This window comes from Prevotella illustrans (assembly GCF_017426725.1).
Classification (GTDB): Bacteria; Bacteroidota; Bacteroidia; order Bacteroidales; family Bacteroidaceae; genus Prevotella; species Prevotella illustrans.
This window is the reverse complement of sequence record NZ_JAERMS010000027.1, coordinates 12,440-29,365: the sequence shown is the minus strand read 5'-3', so window position 1 is coordinate 29,365 and position 16,926 is coordinate 12,440. Positions and strand designations below refer to the sequence as shown.

Below are 16,926 nucleotides of genomic sequence, written 5' to 3'. Positions count from 1 at the left end.
GACTATTACAATAATATCAATAATCAACTCTTACTAACTAATGAAAAAGCAACTATATTACTTAACAGGAAAGACATTATTAACATATTCTAAAACCATATAATCATGAAACAATTAACGATTATTTCTATGACAGCGTTCGCATTGTTTGCCTTTGCTTCCTGTTCCGACGATGGTTATACTGCTACGAATCGGCCGGTGCCACCCCTGATAAAGATAGACCTCACGGAAGCCGAACGGCAGCAGGTGAAAGCCAACAACAACTTCGCTTTCGATCTGTCGCGCGAAGTGATGGGACAGAGCCCGAAGAACAACTTTCTGATTTCGCCTTTGAGCGCTACGTACGTGCTGGCCATGCTCGAGAATGGAAGCGCCAACGAGACTCAACGACAGATTCTCAGTGCCCTTCATTATGACGATGAGGCGAGCATGAACACGGTTTGCAACAGGCTCATCGACGGAGCTCCGAAGATTGACGCAAGCACGGAAGTCAACATTGCCAACGGACTCTTCATGGACAAGTCGTTTCCATTTAAGAGCGAATACGTGAAGTCCATGCAAAAGGTTTTCGGCGCGGAAACAAAGAATCTGGATTTCAAAAACCGACAGGCTGTCGTTAACGAAGTCAATGGCTGGTCAAACGAAAAGACAAAGGGCAAGATACCCCATATCATAGATATAGATAATGTGAGTCCCGGTACAAAACTGATGGCACTCAACGCCATTTATTTCAAAGGAATATGGCAAAATGAATTTGCTCGCAAGAAAACATCTAAACAATCGTTCACTCATGCCGATGGAAAAAGGGATAAAGTAGACATGATGCAGACGAAGGAGAATTTTCTTTATGGCTCTTTCCCCAAGTTCGACATGCTTCATCTGAGTTATGGCAACAACGGTTATAGCATGGAAGTGTTGTTGCCCAAGGAGGGTGTAACGACAGAAGAGGTGCTCGGTTCCATCAAAAGCGCCGACTGGCAGGAAACGATGATGGCGATGCGGGCCTATCAGGTAGACGTTCAGTTGCCCAAATTCACCGCGGAATACAGTATCGATATGCCGTCGATACTGAAGGCTTTGGGCATGAATGACATGTTCGACTCGCATAAGGCCGACTTCTCTCGGCTGAGCGACATCGATACTTTCCTTAGCCTTTTCCGACAGAAATGCACCATTGATGTAAATGAGAAGGGCACAGAGGGCACAACGATAACCGTAAGCGGTGGTGGGGAGACGACCAGTTATATTCCTACGGTCGAGTTCCACGCCAACCGTCCTTTTATCTACATCATTACGGAGAATACGTCGGGCAGCATTTATTTTATGGGAATCTTTAAATAAACCTATCGTTCCGCCTTGGCTTATTTTTAAGGACATAAAGACATGTTTTTCCTCATTGCAGTTTTTTGACATAAAGACATAAGAAAAACATGTCCTTATGTCTTTATGTCAAAAAACTGCAATGAGGAAAATCTGTCCTTATGTCTTTACCCTGAATAATCTTTACATCTACCCTCAAAAAAGTGGCATTATTCTGAAAAAGAAAAGAGATGGGCGCAAATAAGCGATTGTAGAGCATATTTATAAAATACTGATTAACAACGTGTTGCGATTAACAAGGTGTTTTTCTATCGCTTTTTCGCCTTTAATAGCTATACTTTCAGGCCGTCATCGCAGCCCTTTTACCGGCTAAAAGCGATGGTTTAGCGGGGTAATCGCTATGCTTTGAGCCGGTAAAAGGAGAGCTTTGGACGTAAAAGGGTATAAAAATCGGTAAATCAAAGGGATTTTTCGCCATGCCGACAGCTGGATGACGTGTTGCGGAAGTGTTAAAATAATGCGATTTTTTCTAACAAAATCACGGAGTCAGGAGTGAACGCAAAAAGGCCGGAATATAATGAATTTCTCACCAATATAAAAAATATTCGGGCGAGAGAAGTTTAGCCCGTGTTGTGTGTATATAACAATGGGGAGCATGCTAAATGGGAAAGGATAAAATTATAAATTTAAAAATATGGAATCTACAATAAAAGGGCAATTATTTTTCATAAATCGTTAATACAAAGCACACAATATTAGAAATAATTAGTATGTTTGCATTTGAATCATAAAATATACCAGAATTGTCAAATAAACACTAATGATTGTGAAAAGAATCTTTTATGTGGTACTTGCCGCTTTAGTAACAGTGGCTTGTAGTCAGTCGCCTGAACAAAAGGCAGAGACTTTAATCAAAGAAAACTTAAAAAAGTCGCTTTATAAACCAGAAACTTACAAGCCTGTTGAGACAAAAATAGATAGTGCATTCGCACCATACGACGATCCTGTGTTTTTGGGGGAATTGGCAGAACTTGGAAAAATGGAAACAGAACTTGAAACATTAGAGTCTGAAGTTAAAAACGCTAAGTCTTCCATGTCTTTATGGAGCGGTCCATACATGTCTGCTTATGAACGAAATCAATATCAAGAAGTAAAAGAGGAGTATGAAGAAGCCAACGCTAAAATAGAGAAACTAAAGACGAAAGGTAGAAAACTGTATGAGAAAGTTGCAACGATGCTGCAAAGTGAGCCTAAATTCATTGGTTACAAAGCAATGCACAATTATCGTGCGGACAATAACGCTGGCAATACTTTGATTGGCAATACCTTTTTCTTCATTGACAAGAACTTTGAAGAAATTACTTATTCGATGGAAGTTGAGGAGTATAATCAAGTACAGGAAACTATCAGACAACTTAAGGAGCAGATAGAAGAAGACGAGTAGCTACGGTGCTCATCCATATAAAGCAATTGACAAATTGGAGCTGTTTTAGAAAAAACTTATCGCGAACAGGAGTAATTTTCAGAGGCCGTTTTTGTGACAGATTTTTTATATTCTAACCTTTTGTCAAAGGTTCTATTTCCGTGTTTTTTTATTTGACGTGGGCCGTTGAGGCGTGGTGTGTTACGTTCTGTCTCCGTATCTGTTTTGACCTGATTAGGCTGCTAAAAGTTGATAAGGTGCTGTTTGTCAACGATTAATTTGGAAGCAACTTATCAACCAATATCCCCCATACGGCGATGATATGGCAAATGCTGCCCGCAAGGACAAAAAAATGGAACACGGTGTGCATGTATTTGCGCTTGTTGATGGTGTAGAATACGGCGCCGGTGATGTAGCAGACACCTTCGGCCACAATCCAGATGAAGTCGGCCGTGGAGAGTGTATCCACCAAAGGCTTGAAAGCCACGAGCACGCTCAGCCCCATGCCCACGAAACAAGATGTTTCGAGAAGGCTGTGATCCTTGAGGTTGACGAAACTCATCACCGTTCCCACCAAGGCACACAGCCAGATGAACACGAACAGGCTCCAACCCCAATAACCTTGTTCACGCAGTGCGATGAGCGTGATGGGCGAATAGCTGCCGGCGATGTGCCAATATATGGCGGCATGGTCCCACCGTCGCAGCCGCTCTTTCCACTTGCTCCAGGCCGAAAGAGCATGGTAGGCCGTCGAGGCGATGTACGACATGAGCATGCCGAATAAATAAAGAATCACGCCTGCGGTAGCCCAACCGTTGCCGTGGGTGAAGCACATATAAAGGAATATGGCTCCTACCACTGCGCCGATGAGGATTCCGGAGGCGTGACTCCACGCGTTCCACAACTCTTCCCGATGACTGAAATGTATCCGCAGCTTCATGCGGCTAAAGTTACGGTAAAGAAACGGAAACGCAAAACAATCGGTCTTTTATTTCGCTGACGGCCGTTTAGGCAGCGTGCTGGCGTGTGCCCATGCGGGCTTCCACCACGTTGACTACATAGTCGCCCAGCTTTTCGCACTCGCCGATGATGTCCATATACATCGTACCGATGGCATAGGTGTAGCGATGTTCGTTTACGTCGCTGATGTTCTGGGTCTTCAGCTGATTGCGATAGTTGTTGATTTCGTTCTCGATATTGAACGACGCGTTGGCATCGATGGTCTCGCGGCTCTTGACGAACATGACGTTCATGTGCGTCAGCGCGTCGTTGGTGAGTCCGAACATCTGATGGATGTGCTCATACTGCTCGGCGGTGAAGTCTTCCTTGCCCGAATGGCGGCGGTTGATGGTGCGCGCCAGATTGTAACAACTGTCGCCGATACTCTCTATCTCGCTGATTTCGCGCAGCATGGCTCTGATCTTTCCCTTCGTCTCGTCGCTCAAGTGGGCGTTGCTCACCTGGTCTAAGTACTTGGCGATTTCTATTTCCATGTTGTCGCTGATACTCTCATACTTCTCGATGCGGGTGAAGAGTTTGACGAAAGCCTCGTTGTCTTTCGTCACTAACAGTTCCATCACCATGCCGAACATGCGCTGTATGCGTTCGCCGAAGCATCCGATTTCCTTCTGTGCCTCAAGCACGGAGAGCTCGGGCGTCTTCATGATACCTGTCTGAATGAAGCGCAGACGGAAGTCTTCCTCGTCCTTGTTGGCCTTGGGCTTGATGACCCAGCACACGAACTTCTCGATCCAGCGGATGAAACCCACTAAGATGCAGGTGTTGGCCAGGTTAAACGACGTGTGGAAGGCGGCCAGTACGAAGCTCAGTTTGGCCGCGTTGGCTAAGAAGCCGGGCGCGCTTTTGGCCATGTCGACGTCGTAGCCCACCCAGCCGCACACCATATTGACGAAGGGCTTGAAGATGAGTAACACCCACAACACGCCGAAAACGTTGAAGAACATGTGGGCCAGGGCTGCCCGTCGGGCCTGCGTGTTGGCCGTCAGCGCGGCTAAGTTGGATGTCACAGTCGTTCCGATGTTCTCGCCCATCACCAGCGCGATACCCTGATAGATGGGCAACACGCCCGTGGAGCACAGAATCATCGTAATGGCCATGATGGCGGCCGAACTCTGTACACACATCGTCAGCACGCTGCCGATGAGCAGGAAGACGATGGTGGTGACGAAGCTGTTGGGATCGAACGAAGCGAAGAAGTCGAGTACGGGCTGATTATGGGCCAGGTCCATGTCGATACCGGCCTGACGCAATGTGCCCAGACCCAGAAACATGAACGAAATGCCGAAGAGAAAGTCGCCGATGAGCTTGCGTTTTTTGGAATAGATAAGAATAATACCGATGAAAAAGGCCGGCCATACGAAATCGGTAATGTTGAAAGAGAAGCCGGCACTCATGATCCAAGCTGTAAGCGTGGTTCCGATATTGGCACCCATGATGACCGAAATGGCCTGAACGAGCGTCAATAGTCCCGCGTTGACAAAGCTAACGGTCATCACGGTCGTGGCTGTTGACGACTGAACGGCTGCTGTAATAAAGGTTCCTGTGAGAATACCGGTGAATCGGTTGGTGGTCATGGCGCCCAAAATGTGTCGCAACTGCGGCCCCGCCATCTTCTGGAGACTGTCGCTCATCGACTTCATACCGAACATCAAGAGGGCCAGCGCACCAATAAGTTTAAAAAAAATCCAAATCGACATATTTTTATCTAATTAGCAATCAGCAAGTCGATAATTATTACTAACTTTACATTCATTAACCCTAATGAGCTTTTAATCAGACAATATGAATGAAACAAGTAATACAAATCTGTTGCAAAAATAATAAAAAAACTCTAAACATAGCGATTGGCAGTTCACTTTCTGACGCTTTCCGGGAATTTCATCTGAATATGCCTTACGGTCCTATCTGCGCCAAGGTCAACAATAAAGTGGAAGGCATGCACTATCGTCTGTACCGCAGCAAGACGGTGGAGTTTCTTGATATGCGGTCACCCTCAGCTTCACGCAACTATACCCGCACGCTGTTCTTCGTGCTTTGTAAGGCCGTTCACGACCTGTACCGCAACGCCAAGGTCGTGATCGATATTCCCGTGTCGAACGGTTACTACGTGAACCTGAAGCTCGACCATGCTGTCACTACGGCCGACGCGGACAGGATTCGACAGCGCATGCAGCAAATCATCGACGCCCGCGTGCCTGTTCACCGCTACGAGGTGCTAACGGAGGAGGCGCAGGCCATGTTTCGGGAGAAAGGCGACGAGGCGAAGGTGAAACTACTCAGCAGCTCGGGCGCGCTCTATACGCCTTATTATCAGATCGACGACTACGTGGACTATTTCTATGGGGCCCTGCTCACCAACACGTCGCAGCTCTATCTCTTCGGCTTGGAGCCTTATTACGACGGACTGCTGTTGCGCATCCCGTCGCCCGTCGACCCCGGAGTGCTGCCCGAGATGACCCGGCAGGACAAGATGTTCGATATCTTTAAGGAGCACCACGCTTGGCAGCGCATCCTGGGACTGAGCACCGTGGGCGACTTCAACGAAGCGGTGGCCGCCGGACATGCCACCGATATCATCAACGTGAGCGAGGCCTTGCAGGAGAAGAAGATTGCTTCCATCGCCGATCAGATTGCTTCGAGACCCGAAGTGAAGCTCGTGCTGCTGGCGGGGCCGTCCTCATCGGGCAAGACCACCACGTGCAAGCGCCTCTCCATCCAGCTTTTGGCCAATGGTATCAAGCCGTTGCAGATTTCGCTCGACGACTATTTCGTCGACCGGGAAATCACTCCGAAAGACCAAAATGGCGATTACGACTATGAAAGCATATACGCGCTCGACCTGGAGCTTGTCAATCGGCAGTTTCAGGCGCTCTTCCGAGGTGAGGAAGTGTTGCTCCCGAGATATAACTTCCAAACGGGACGGAGCGAAAAGGGCGGCAAGCGGCTGCGCATGGCCGACAACAACGTGCTCATCGTGGAGGGAATCCACGCCCTCAATCCCGAACTGACGGCGCGGATACCCGAGTCGCGGAAGTTCAGGGTGTATGCTTCGGCGCTCACGACCATCCTCCTCGACGACCACAACTACATCCCTACCACCGACAACCGCCTTCTGCGTCGCATCATCCGCGACTATAAGTATCGTGGCGTGAACGCCCGGGAGACCATCCGTCGCTGGCCCAGTGTCAGGGCGGGCGAAAACAAGTGGATATTCCCCTATCAGGAGAACGCCGACGCAATGTTCAATTCGGCCATGCTCTATGAGCTGGCGGTCATCAAGACGCAGGCCGAGCCACTGCTGCAGCAGGTGCCGGAGAACTGCGAGGAATATAGCGAGGCCTATCGCCTGCTCAAGTTTCTGCATCATTTCACGCCGTTGCCCTACAAGGACCTTCCGCCCACCAGTCTGCTGCGCGAGTTTCTGGGCGGAAGCTCTTTCAAGTATTAGGCTCATTCGTCAGCAGCATCTATTAATCATTCAATAACTTAATCACAATGAAAAAACTTCTATCATTTTCCTTGGCTTTAGCTTGCGCGGCGACGCTGTTCGCCCAAAACCCAAGACAGGACTTTAAGAACAACCGCGACATGGCGGCCGACGCCTATTGGGCCTATCCCGGCTCTACCGGTCAGCTTACGCCGACGCCCGAAGGCTATATACCTTATTATATAAGCCACTATGGACGCCACGGTTCGCGATGGCTCATCGATCCGAAAGACTATACCGAACCGGTAGCCATATTGAAAGAGGCCGACAAAGCCGGCAAACTGACGGCCACGGGTAAGGATGTGTTGCGCAAAATGCAGTTGTTGGACGACGCGGCGCGCGACCGTTATGGCGAACTGACACAGCGTGGAGCCGAGCAGCACAAAGGAATCGCGCTGCGCATGATTCGCAATTTCCCGGAAGTTTTCGCAGGTCCGACGAACATCGATGCCAAGAGTACGGTGGTCATCCGCTGCATCCTCTCCATGGAAAACGCGCTGCAACAGCTGCTGCTGGTCAATCCGCAACTGCAAATCTCGCACGACGCCAGCTACCACGACATGTACTACATGAACTTGGAGGACAAGAAACTGCAGGCCAGGAAGAACACCGACGACATCAAGAAGATTTTCTCGTCTTTCAAGAAGAAGTATATCAAGCCCGACCGCGTGATGAACCTGCTCTTCAACGATAAAGAATACTGGAAGAAAAACGTAGACGCCAAGAATCTCTTCGGCAAGTTGCTCAAGAACGCGAGCAACGTTCAGAGTACCGAACTGCGCCACCGGATTTCGCTGTGGCCGCTCTTCAACGACACCGAAATATACAACTACTGGAAGACCAACAACGCCTGGTGGTATATCTCCTACGGCGGCAGTCCGCTCAGCGGTGGCATTCAGCCGTTCAGCCAGCGCAACCTGCTACGCAATATCATCGAGACGGCCGACAGCTGCCTGCGCCTGTCTCATCCCGGAGCGACCCTGCGCTACGGCCACGACACGATGGTCATGCCGCTCACCTGTCTCCTCGACCTCGACGGATTGGGCAAGTCTATCAACGATCTCGAAAAAATAGATCAGGAAAAGTGGTGCGACTACAACATCTTTCCCATGGCCTGCAACATCCAGTTTGTCTTCTACCGTAAGACGGGTGCCGATCCTGACGACACCGCCGATGTCATCTTTAAGGTGCTGCGCAATGAGAACGAGGCCACGCTGCCCATCTCTACCGACATGGCACCCTACTATCGTTGGAGCGACTTCAAAGCCTATTTCGAGAAAAAGCTCGACAGCTACGATGCCGACGAGGCCCGATTGAAGAATTGACCCCTCCCCATGCCCCTACGGCTGGCGCATGGCGGTTTATGAAATGAAAAATCCCGACGATTCACTGATGAATCGCCGGGATTGTTATTTTAAGCTATTAATGCTCAAAGATAAGTTTATTGATGTTCGAAGCGACGCTGACGACGCTCGGGCCGTGGGCGACGCTCACGTTCTACGTAACCTTCCGGTTTCGGCAGGAGCACACGGCGAGAGAGTTTGTACTTACCGGTCTTGGGATCGATTTCCAACAACTTCACTCTGAGCTTATCACCTTCCTTAATACCGGCGTCTTCTACCGTCTCAAGGCGTTTCCAATCGATCTCAGAAATGTGGAGCAGGCCGTCACGACCCGGCAGAATCTCGACGAAGCAACCGTAAGGCATAACCGAACGTACAGTGCCTTCATAGATTTCGCCTATTTCGGGGATGGCTACGATGGCCTTGATCTTGGCTATGGCGGCTTCTATGCTCTCCTTATTAGGCGCTGAAACCTGCACTTTGCCTACGCCGTCAACCTCGTCAATCGTGATGGTGGCACCCGTATCTTCCTGCATCTGCTGGATAATCTTGCCACCGGGGCCGATCACGGCACCGATAAACTCCTTCGGAATCTCGAAGGCTTCGATGCGTGGAACCTGCGGTTTCAGCTCGGCGCGTGGCTCAGAAATGGTCTCCATCATCTTGTTGAGGATGTGTTCACGACCGGCCTTGGCCTGCATGAGTGCCTTTTCGAGAATTTCGAAGCTCAAACCATCGCACTTGATGTCCATCTGTGTGGCGGTCAGACCATCGCGTGTACCCGTAGTCTTGAAGTCCATGTCGCCCAAGTGGTCCTCATCGCCGAGGATATCGCTCAGGATGGCGAACTTCTCTTCGCCCGGGTTTTTGATCAAGCCCATGGCGATACCGCTCACCGGCTTCTTCATGGGAACGCCGGCATCCATCAACGCCAGGGTTCCGGCGCATACGGTGGCCATTGAAGAAGAGCCGTTAGACTCCAGAATCTGGCTCACCAGACGGATGGTGTAGGGGAAATCCTCAGGAATCTGGCCCTTCAGACCGCGCCATGCCAAATGACCGTGGCCGATTTCACGACGACCTACGCCGCGTTGAGCCTTAGCCTCGCCCGTAGAGAACGGTGGGAAGTTGTAGTGGAGGAGGAAACGCTGGTAGCTCTTGACCAGAACATCGTCAACGAGCTTCTCGTCGAGCTTGGTTCCGAGTGTGCAGGTAGAGAGCGAAAGGGTCTCTCCACGCTGGAAGAGCGCGCTTCCGTGGGGCATGGGCAGCGGCGACACTTCGCTCCAAATGGGGCGGATTTCGTCGGTGGCACGTCCGTCGAGGCGCAGACCTTCGTTGAGGATGCAACGACGCATCACGTCGCGCATCACGTCTTCGTAGTAACGACCGGCCTCGGCGTGCTTCTCTTCGAGTTCATCTTCCGACAGGTCGGCGTGGGCCGCGTCGTACTTCTCCAGAAATCCGGCCAATAATTGGTCGAAAGCGTCGTGGCGGGCTTGCTTCTCCAGCGCCTGATGGTTAATGTCGTAGGCCGACTGATAAAGCTCATCCTTGATCTGCTGACGCAGTTCCTCGTCGTTTACTTCATCGTCATACGCACGCTTCTTGTCGGTGCCCAGTTCCTTGGCCAGCTCGTCTTGCAACTCACACATCGGCTTGATAGCCTCGTGGGCTGCCTTGAGCGCGCCGATCAGGTCGAGTTCCGACACTTCTTTCATTTCGCCTTCCACCATCATGATGTTGTCTTTGGTGGCACCGACCATCAGGTCCATGTCGGCCTCGGCCATCTGCTGGAAAGTTGGGTTGATGACATATTCACCGTTGATACGTGCTACACGCACCTCTGAAATCGTATAGTCAAAGGGGATGTCGGAGCAAGCCATGGCTGCCGAGGCAGCGAAGCCGGCCAACGCGTCGGGCTGATCTACGCCGTCGGCGGAGAGCAACATCACCTGTACATAAACTTCGCAATGGTAATCTGAGGGGAAAAGTGGCCGTAACGCACGGTCCACGAGACGTGAAGTGAGGACTTCGTCGTCGTTGGCTTTGCCTTCGCGCTTCGTAAAACCACCGGGGAAACGACCCGCGGCGCTGTACTGCTCACGATAATCTACTTGCAAAGGCATGAAATCTGTACCCGGAACTGCTTCCTTTGCTGCACAAACAGTTGCGAGGAGCACTGTGTTGCCCATGCGGAGTACCGCCGAGCCATCAGCCTGTTTTGCAACTTTTCCGGTCTCAATCGAGATGGTTCTGCCATCTGGCAATTGAACTGTTTTTGTAATAACGTTCATCTAAAAAATTAAAAACTTTATTGTTTTGACTAACATCTAAAAATATGTATCATTGAAATATACATTCTTTTCGATCGTGGTCGCCACGCAACCACTCAAAGTATTTGTGAGTAAAAGGTTTAGATAAGCACCTATTACTCACAAAAACGCCACAAAGTTAGCGATAAAAACACTATTTATCCGACCGCGTCTTTGATAAAGCGCTGATTTTACGGATTTTTAATGATTATCCAAAAGAATTAGCGGGGACAGATTTACAAGTGACAAAGCTAATAAAAGAGGTTTCATGCAGTTTTTTTGACATAAGAAAAACCTACCCCGGCCCTCCCAAAGGGAGGGAGAACTAACTGAAGGGTGTGGAGTGTGAAATGTAGACAGCTTACTTTTTCGCACTCCACATTTTACATTTCCCACTTCTCATTTCCCACTTCTCACTTCCCACTTAGCTTTATGTCTTTCTTGCCCGCTTGCGGCCTTTGATAGCTTACCTTTTAGCATTTCACCCCCTTTTCAGTTAGTGCACCCTCCCTTTGGGAGGGCCGGGGTAGGTTTTTTTATGTCTTTACCCTGAATAATCTTTACATATACCATCAAAAAAGTGGCATTATTCTGAAAAAGAAAAGACTTGGGCGCAAATAAGCGATTGTAGAGCGAGTTTATAAAACACTGGCTATCAAAATGTTGCGATTTTCAAGGTGCTTTCCCTTCACTTTCTCGCCTTTAATCGCTATGCTTTTAGGCCATAATAGCGGCCCTTTTAGCGGTTGAAAGTTATGCTTTAGCGGCGTCATCGCTATGCTTTGAGCCGATAAAAGCATAGCTTTGGACGTAAAAGGGGATGAAAATCGGCAAAACGAAGGACTTTTTCGGTGTGCCGGCAGCTAAATGACGCGGTGCGGAAGTGTTAAAATCAGGTAGTTTTTTCTGACAAAATCACAAAAACGCTGAATCAAGAATGAGGATGGGCTTAAAAGTGATGAAGCCGGAGATTTCATCACTTGCAAACTTATCCCCACAAATGATCAAGTGAGCCACTTTTACACCGGTAGAATAAAAACGGGTGTAAAAGTGGTTTTATATATGTTTGAGTTGAGCGACTGCTAATCGGAATCGTCCTCTTATTTCTCCGTCCACCCGGTATTCTGCTCTATACCTTGAAAGCGCACCTCGTCCCAGGGAATGGGGCCGTAGTACTGGTAGTCGCGGAAAGCCCGCTCGGCCTTCTGGTTCTTCAGTTCCTCGGTGGCGTAGGTCTTGGTGCCGTCGGCACGGTAGACAATCTTTATGAGGCGCAGCGGATTGGTCGAGCCGTTGAGATCTTTCACGGCCGTGCCCAGACGTATCTCGTCCCAGTAGGTTGTCTCCTCAAAAGCCATCTCCACCCGACGCTCGTTCAGGATTTGCGCCAGCGTAACGCTTTCGAGTGGCTGCATGTGGACACGTTGGCGCACCAGGTTCACCTTCTCCAGGGCCGTCTTGACGTCACCGGTGCGGAAAGCTGCCTCGGCGTAGTCGAGCAGCAGTTCGGCGTAACGCCAAATGGGATAATCCTGCTTGCTGCCCTCGTTGTCCTTGTAAGGATAAGAGGTCTTGGGATCGAGGAACTTGCGCATGTAGTAGCCTGTGCGAGTGAAGCCGTTGTTGCGTCCCGTGCCGTATTTGGTGAGTCCGCTTTGGGCCACTTCCTTCCCCGTCTTGTCGATGACGTAGTGGAGTTCCATCAGGCTGTCGCGGAACGTGGTGCCGTCGTAGAGCACGTTGGCGTAGAAGCGATAGTCGCGGTTGGCGTAAGGATTCTGCTGATCGAAGGGCTTACCGTCGCGCATGCCGTATTCGTCCACGTGGTTCTGCGTGGGACAGTAGGCACACTGTGTGCCCGTCAGCACGGGCGGCATGCCCATCTGGTCGAGCGAGTGGGCGCCCTCGCTGGTCAGCCTCGACTCGCCGTGCTGGTATTCCAGAATGCTCTCGGCGTTGTTGTGCTGCAGGAACAGGTCGTGATAGCTCTGCGCGATGTCGGCTTCCTTGGTGCCGCTCACCGACATGAGCCTGTAGGCGTCGAGCGCGTCGACGGCTTTGTAGGCTTCTATGGCCTTGAGCATGTACTCGCGGCTCTTGTCGTCGGTGAATCCGTAGTACTCCTTCGACTTGTTCTGGAACTGCGGACTGCCCATCCAGAAGTAGGTCTTGGCCTTGAGCATGAGCGCCGCGCCCTTGGTGACGCGTCCGGTGTTACGGTTGTCGTGCTTCACGGGTAGGGCTTCGGCAGCCAGATCGGCCTCGCGGGCGATGAATTCGGCCATCTGCTCATAACTGGCACGGGGGAAACGCTCATCGCTGTGCAGCGGGTCGTAGTTGTGGTCGATGAGCAGCACGCCGCCGAAGCGACGCATCAGCATATAATAGTAGTAGCCGCGGAAGAAGTGGGCCTCGCCCAGAATGCGCTGTCGGTAGGCAGTGGGCATTTTGCCGGCGTTCTCCAGCAAGCGGTTGACGCTCTGTATCTGCGTGTAATAGTCTTTCCACCGGTTGCGACCGTAGAGAATGACGGTGCTCTCCTTTGACGCCATCTCCTCACCCACGCCTGAGTTCACCCAATTAGCCATGCCGTAGGTGGTCTGGTCGGAGTAGAAGGCGGGCGTGATGTACGACATGTACTTCATGCCGAGGAACGACGAGGTGGACATCAGGGCCGACCACCCCTTGTTCATATTGCTGTACCAGGCCATGGTGTATTCGTCGAGCAGGTTCTCGCTCGTCCAAATGCTTTCGTCGGTGAGCTTGTCTTCGGGCGCGTCGTCGAAGAGCGCGTCGCAGCCGGTGAGCGTCAGCGTGACGGCCAGCGCCATACAGCCGGCCGACAGATATCTGTGAAAGAATGATTTTTTCATGTTTGAAATGTTTTGAGGATGAAACGACTAAAAACCGATGTTCACATTGAAACCGTAGGAACGCTGGATGGGATAGCCCATGTGCGACTCGGGGTCCATGTGCTTGAGCTTACTCCAGGTGTGGAGGTTGCCGGCCGTGAAGGCCACCTGCACCGTACTGACGGCCAAATGCTTGAGCCAGGCCTGGGGCAGCCGGTAGCCGATGTTGATATAACGCCAGCGCACGAAGCTGTTGTCGCGCAGCCAGAAGGTGGACTTCAGTCGGTTGTTGTCGCTCGACGGCGTAATCTTGACGCGCGGATAAGCGGCGTTGGGGTTCTCGGGTGTCCAAGTGTCGGTCAGGTGATAGTCCTGAAAGCGTTGCAGCGTACCGTTTTCGAGCGAGTAGTTGTCACTGATGTACTGCTTATAGCCGGCCACGCCTTGGAACATCGTGTTAAAGAAGAAGCCCTTCCACTCGGCACCCAGCTTCAAACCGTAGTTGAAGTCAGGATAGGCCGAAGCCTTCACGTGGATGAGGTCCTTGTCGTCGAGCACGTTGTCGTCGTTCTGATCCTTGTACTTGATGTCGCCGGGCTTGATACCATAGTTCTTGCCCTGCCACGAACCGTTCTGGTCGAGTTTGTAGTGGTCTATCTCTTCCTGTGTCTGGAAGAGTCCGTCGGCCTCGTAGAGGAAGATGTCGCCCGTGGAAAGGCCCTTGCGACGCAGGTTTTCCAGCTCGTTGGTCTCGTCGCCGTAGTCGATGATTCTGTCGCGACCCATCGACAGCGTGAAGTCGACGTTGTAGCGGAAGTCGCGACCGACGGTGTTGCGGTGGGTAACGGTCAGGTCGTAGCCCCAGGCCTTGATCTTACCGTAGTTCATGTTGGGTACGCCGGCCACGCCGGTGGAGTGCGGATAGAGATAACCGGGGGCCGCTGTGATGAGGTTGGTGCGGTAGCGCCAGTAGTATTCGAAGGTTATGCCGAAGCGGTTGTCCCAGAAACCGAGGTCGAGTCCTAAGTTGTAGTCGCGGCTCTTCTCCCATTCCAGTTCGGGGTTGGGGTAGCTTCCGTTGGGCTGTACCGAAGGCAGGTGGACGCCGCCGATATTGTAGCCGTTGCCGGGCGAGTAGATATAGGTGAGCAGATAGCTGTAGTCGCTGATACCGCCGTCACGCCCCAGCAGACCCGTCGAGGCCCGCATCTTGACATTGCTCACCACGCTCTGCCTCCAGCTCTTGAAGAACGGCTCGTTGCTCATGATCCAAGATGCCGAGAACGAGGGGAAGAACGCCCAGCGATGATCGGGGTGGAACTTGACACTACCGTCCACACGGAAGTTGAACTCGGCGAAGTAGCGGTTGGCGAAGCCGTAGGTGGCGCGCCCCACGAACGACTGACGCTGTATCTTGTTCTTGTTGCCGTGGGCGTCGGCCTGGGTGGCGTTGCCGAATATTTCGGGATAAATGCCCGGCAGGTTGTTGTTGGTGGCGTAAAGCGTGCGATGGCGATACTCCTGATAGTTGCCCACCAGCAGTCCCGTCACGTGATGGCGGCCAAACGTCTGGTTGTAGTTGAGTCCCAATTCATAGAGGTTGTTGTCCATAAACTGGTCCTGGTTGTACATCGAAATCTTGGCGTTGGGATAAATGGAGTTCTTCTCCACCATGATCTGCTGCGTCTTCTTATCATATTTATATAGGGCCACGGGCTTCTTGAACCTGTCCTGATAAGAGTCGTTGTTGTCCGACGTGAACTTGCCATACACCGACAGTCCTTTAATCCAGGGCAGTTCCCAGGTAAGCCGGGTGGAGAGCGTGTGCATGTTGATGGTATTCTCCACGTAGCCGCCGCGTCCGAAGACGCTGATGAGAGGGTTGCCGCCGCTCACGCTGGCCAGTTCGCCGTTGCTGAGCACGAGGGGCTGGGTGGGATCGTACTGGTAGGCCTGCTCGATCGTGGAGTAATTAGTATTCTTGTTGTGCGAACGTACGCCCGTAAAGTCGAGGCTAAGGGTGAGTCCTTGAGCCAACGTAGCATCGAGTTTGGTGCTGTAATTAAGTCGGCGTGTGCCTGTTCCACTGTAAAGACCGGTATTGTTGCTGTAGGCTCCCGAGATATAGTAGCGCACGAACTTGTTGCCGCCCGACAGGCTCAGGTTGTGCATCGTGCTCGAGCCGTGCTTTTTCAGGTAGTCGAGCATGTTGGAGTTGGCCAGTTGGTCGGGATTGCTCTGCGTGCGGAGCATTTCTAATTCTTCATTGGTAAAAGGTTCGTAGCGACTTTCGCCCTCTACGGCTCTGTTGTAGAGCTTGGCATACTCGTAGCTGTTAAGGAATTTGGGCAGTTGAGTCGCCTCGGTCACGTTGTACTGGCCGCGATAGTTGATGCGCACACGGCCTTCGCTCTTGCTTCGTTTGGTCGTAATGAGGATAACGCCGTTGGCCGCACGTACACCATAAACGGCTGCAGCGGCCGCGTCTTTCAGCACAGAGATCGACTCAATGTCATCGGGGTTGAGGTCGGAGAGGCGTTGTTCGCCCTCAGAAGTGTTGTCTGAAAAGCGTGGGACACCATCGATAACGAGCAGCGGAGAGGCTGTCGCGCCGGTTACAGCACGAATATTAAGTACGGATTCGCGTGGTGATCCGGGGTCCCCGGTCTGCGTCATGACCGACAGACCAGCCACCTGACCGGCTAGCGCTTGGTCGATATTGGTCGTAGGTAGCTTTGTCAGGTCGTCACCTTTGATGACTTCGATACTACTGGTGAGCGATGATTTCTTCTGGGTACCATAACCAACAACCACAAGTTCGTCAAGCATTTTCTCGTCCATGCCCATCTTCACGGTCACGGCATGACCGGGCATGACTGTATATCGGGTTTCTTTCAGTCCGATGGCCGACACGGTGATGTCTCCTTTTCCTTTCGGCAGCGAGATGGAGAAGTTTCCGTCGGCGTCGGTGACACCCGCCACCTTGCCGTCGGCCGTCTTAACAACGGCTCCAATCACAGGTTCGCCCTTGTCATCGACCACATGGCCTTTCACGGTTTGCTTCTGGGCGAAGGCTGCGGACACCGTTGCCAGAAGCAAGCAGAGTAGAAATAACTTTACTTTCTTCATAAAATCATAAACTATAGGTAAAAAATAAATTCTCTCG

General features: G+C 51.3%; 9 protein-coding genes. 4 read left to right on the top strand and 5 right to left on the bottom strand.

Annotated features, from left to right (window positions below; translation table 11 throughout):
- The first annotated feature begins 105 nt into the window (after nt 1-105).
- Together JHU38_RS08555 and JHU38_RS08550 are read left to right on the top strand one after the other, a co-directional pair.
- Nucleotides 106-1,341 carry a serpin family protein gene (locus tag JHU38_RS08555; protein WP_107581827.1) on the top strand — a complete coding sequence of 412 codons (1,236 nt, stop codon included), beginning with the start codon at nt 106-108 and terminating at the stop codon, nt 1,339-1,341.
- 805 nt (nt 1,342-2,146) lie between these two features.
- On the top strand, nt 2,147-2,764 hold the full coding sequence (locus JHU38_RS08550) for a hypothetical protein (RefSeq protein WP_146157005.1): 618 nt from the start codon (nt 2,147-2,149) through the stop codon (nt 2,762-2,764).
- A gap of 253 nt (nt 2,765-3,017) precedes the next feature.
- Here JHU38_RS08550 and trhA read toward each other — a convergent pair whose 3' ends face one another.
- Nucleotides 3,018-3,683: a PAQR family membrane homeostasis protein TrhA gene (gene trhA / locus JHU38_RS08545; RefSeq protein WP_107581829.1), complete on the bottom strand. Its 666-nt coding sequence runs from the start codon at nt 3,681-3,683 to the stop codon at nt 3,018-3,020.
- A gap of 67 nt (nt 3,684-3,750) precedes the next feature.
- On the bottom strand, nt 3,751-5,460 hold the full coding sequence (locus tag JHU38_RS08540) for a Na/Pi cotransporter family protein (RefSeq protein WP_107581830.1): 1,710 nt from the start codon (nt 5,458-5,460) through the stop codon (nt 3,751-3,753).
- Between the two features lie 89 nt (nt 5,461-5,549).
- Between JHU38_RS08540 and JHU38_RS08535 the strand changes: the two genes are divergently transcribed.
- Together JHU38_RS08535 and JHU38_RS08530 are read left to right on the top strand one after the other, a co-directional pair.
- Nucleotides 5,550-7,211, top strand: coding sequence for a nucleoside kinase (locus JHU38_RS08535; RefSeq protein ID WP_107581831.1), 1,662 nt, complete (start codon nt 5,550-5,552; stop codon nt 7,209-7,211).
- A gap of 47 nt (nt 7,212-7,258) precedes the next feature.
- Nucleotides 7,259-8,575: a histidine-type phosphatase gene (locus tag JHU38_RS08530; RefSeq protein WP_107581832.1), complete on the top strand. Its 1,317-nt coding sequence runs from the start codon at nt 7,259-7,261 to the stop codon at nt 8,573-8,575.
- 116 nt (nt 8,576-8,691) lie between these two features.
- Here the strand turns inward: JHU38_RS08530 and pnp are convergent, their stop codons facing one another.
- The 3 genes from pnp to JHU38_RS08515 all read right to left on the bottom strand — a co-directional run bounded on the left by pnp (nt 8,692) and on the right by JHU38_RS08515 (nt 16,889).
- A complete protein-coding gene (gene pnp, locus JHU38_RS08525) occupies nt 8,692-10,890 on the bottom strand; it encodes a polyribonucleotide nucleotidyltransferase (protein WP_107581833.1) in 2,199 nt (732 codons plus the stop codon).
- Nucleotides 10,891-12,008: 1,118 nt separating this feature from the next.
- Nucleotides 12,009-13,781, bottom strand: coding sequence for a RagB/SusD family nutrient uptake outer membrane protein (locus JHU38_RS08520; RefSeq protein WP_107581834.1), 1,773 nt, complete (start codon nt 13,779-13,781; stop codon nt 12,009-12,011).
- A gap of 27 nt (nt 13,782-13,808) precedes the next feature.
- Complete coding sequence (locus JHU38_RS08515; protein WP_107581835.1) at nt 13,809-16,889, bottom strand: SusC/RagA family TonB-linked outer membrane protein; 3,081 nt, start codon at nt 16,887-16,889, stop codon at nt 13,809-13,811.
- Nucleotides 16,890-16,926: the final 37 nt, after the last annotated feature.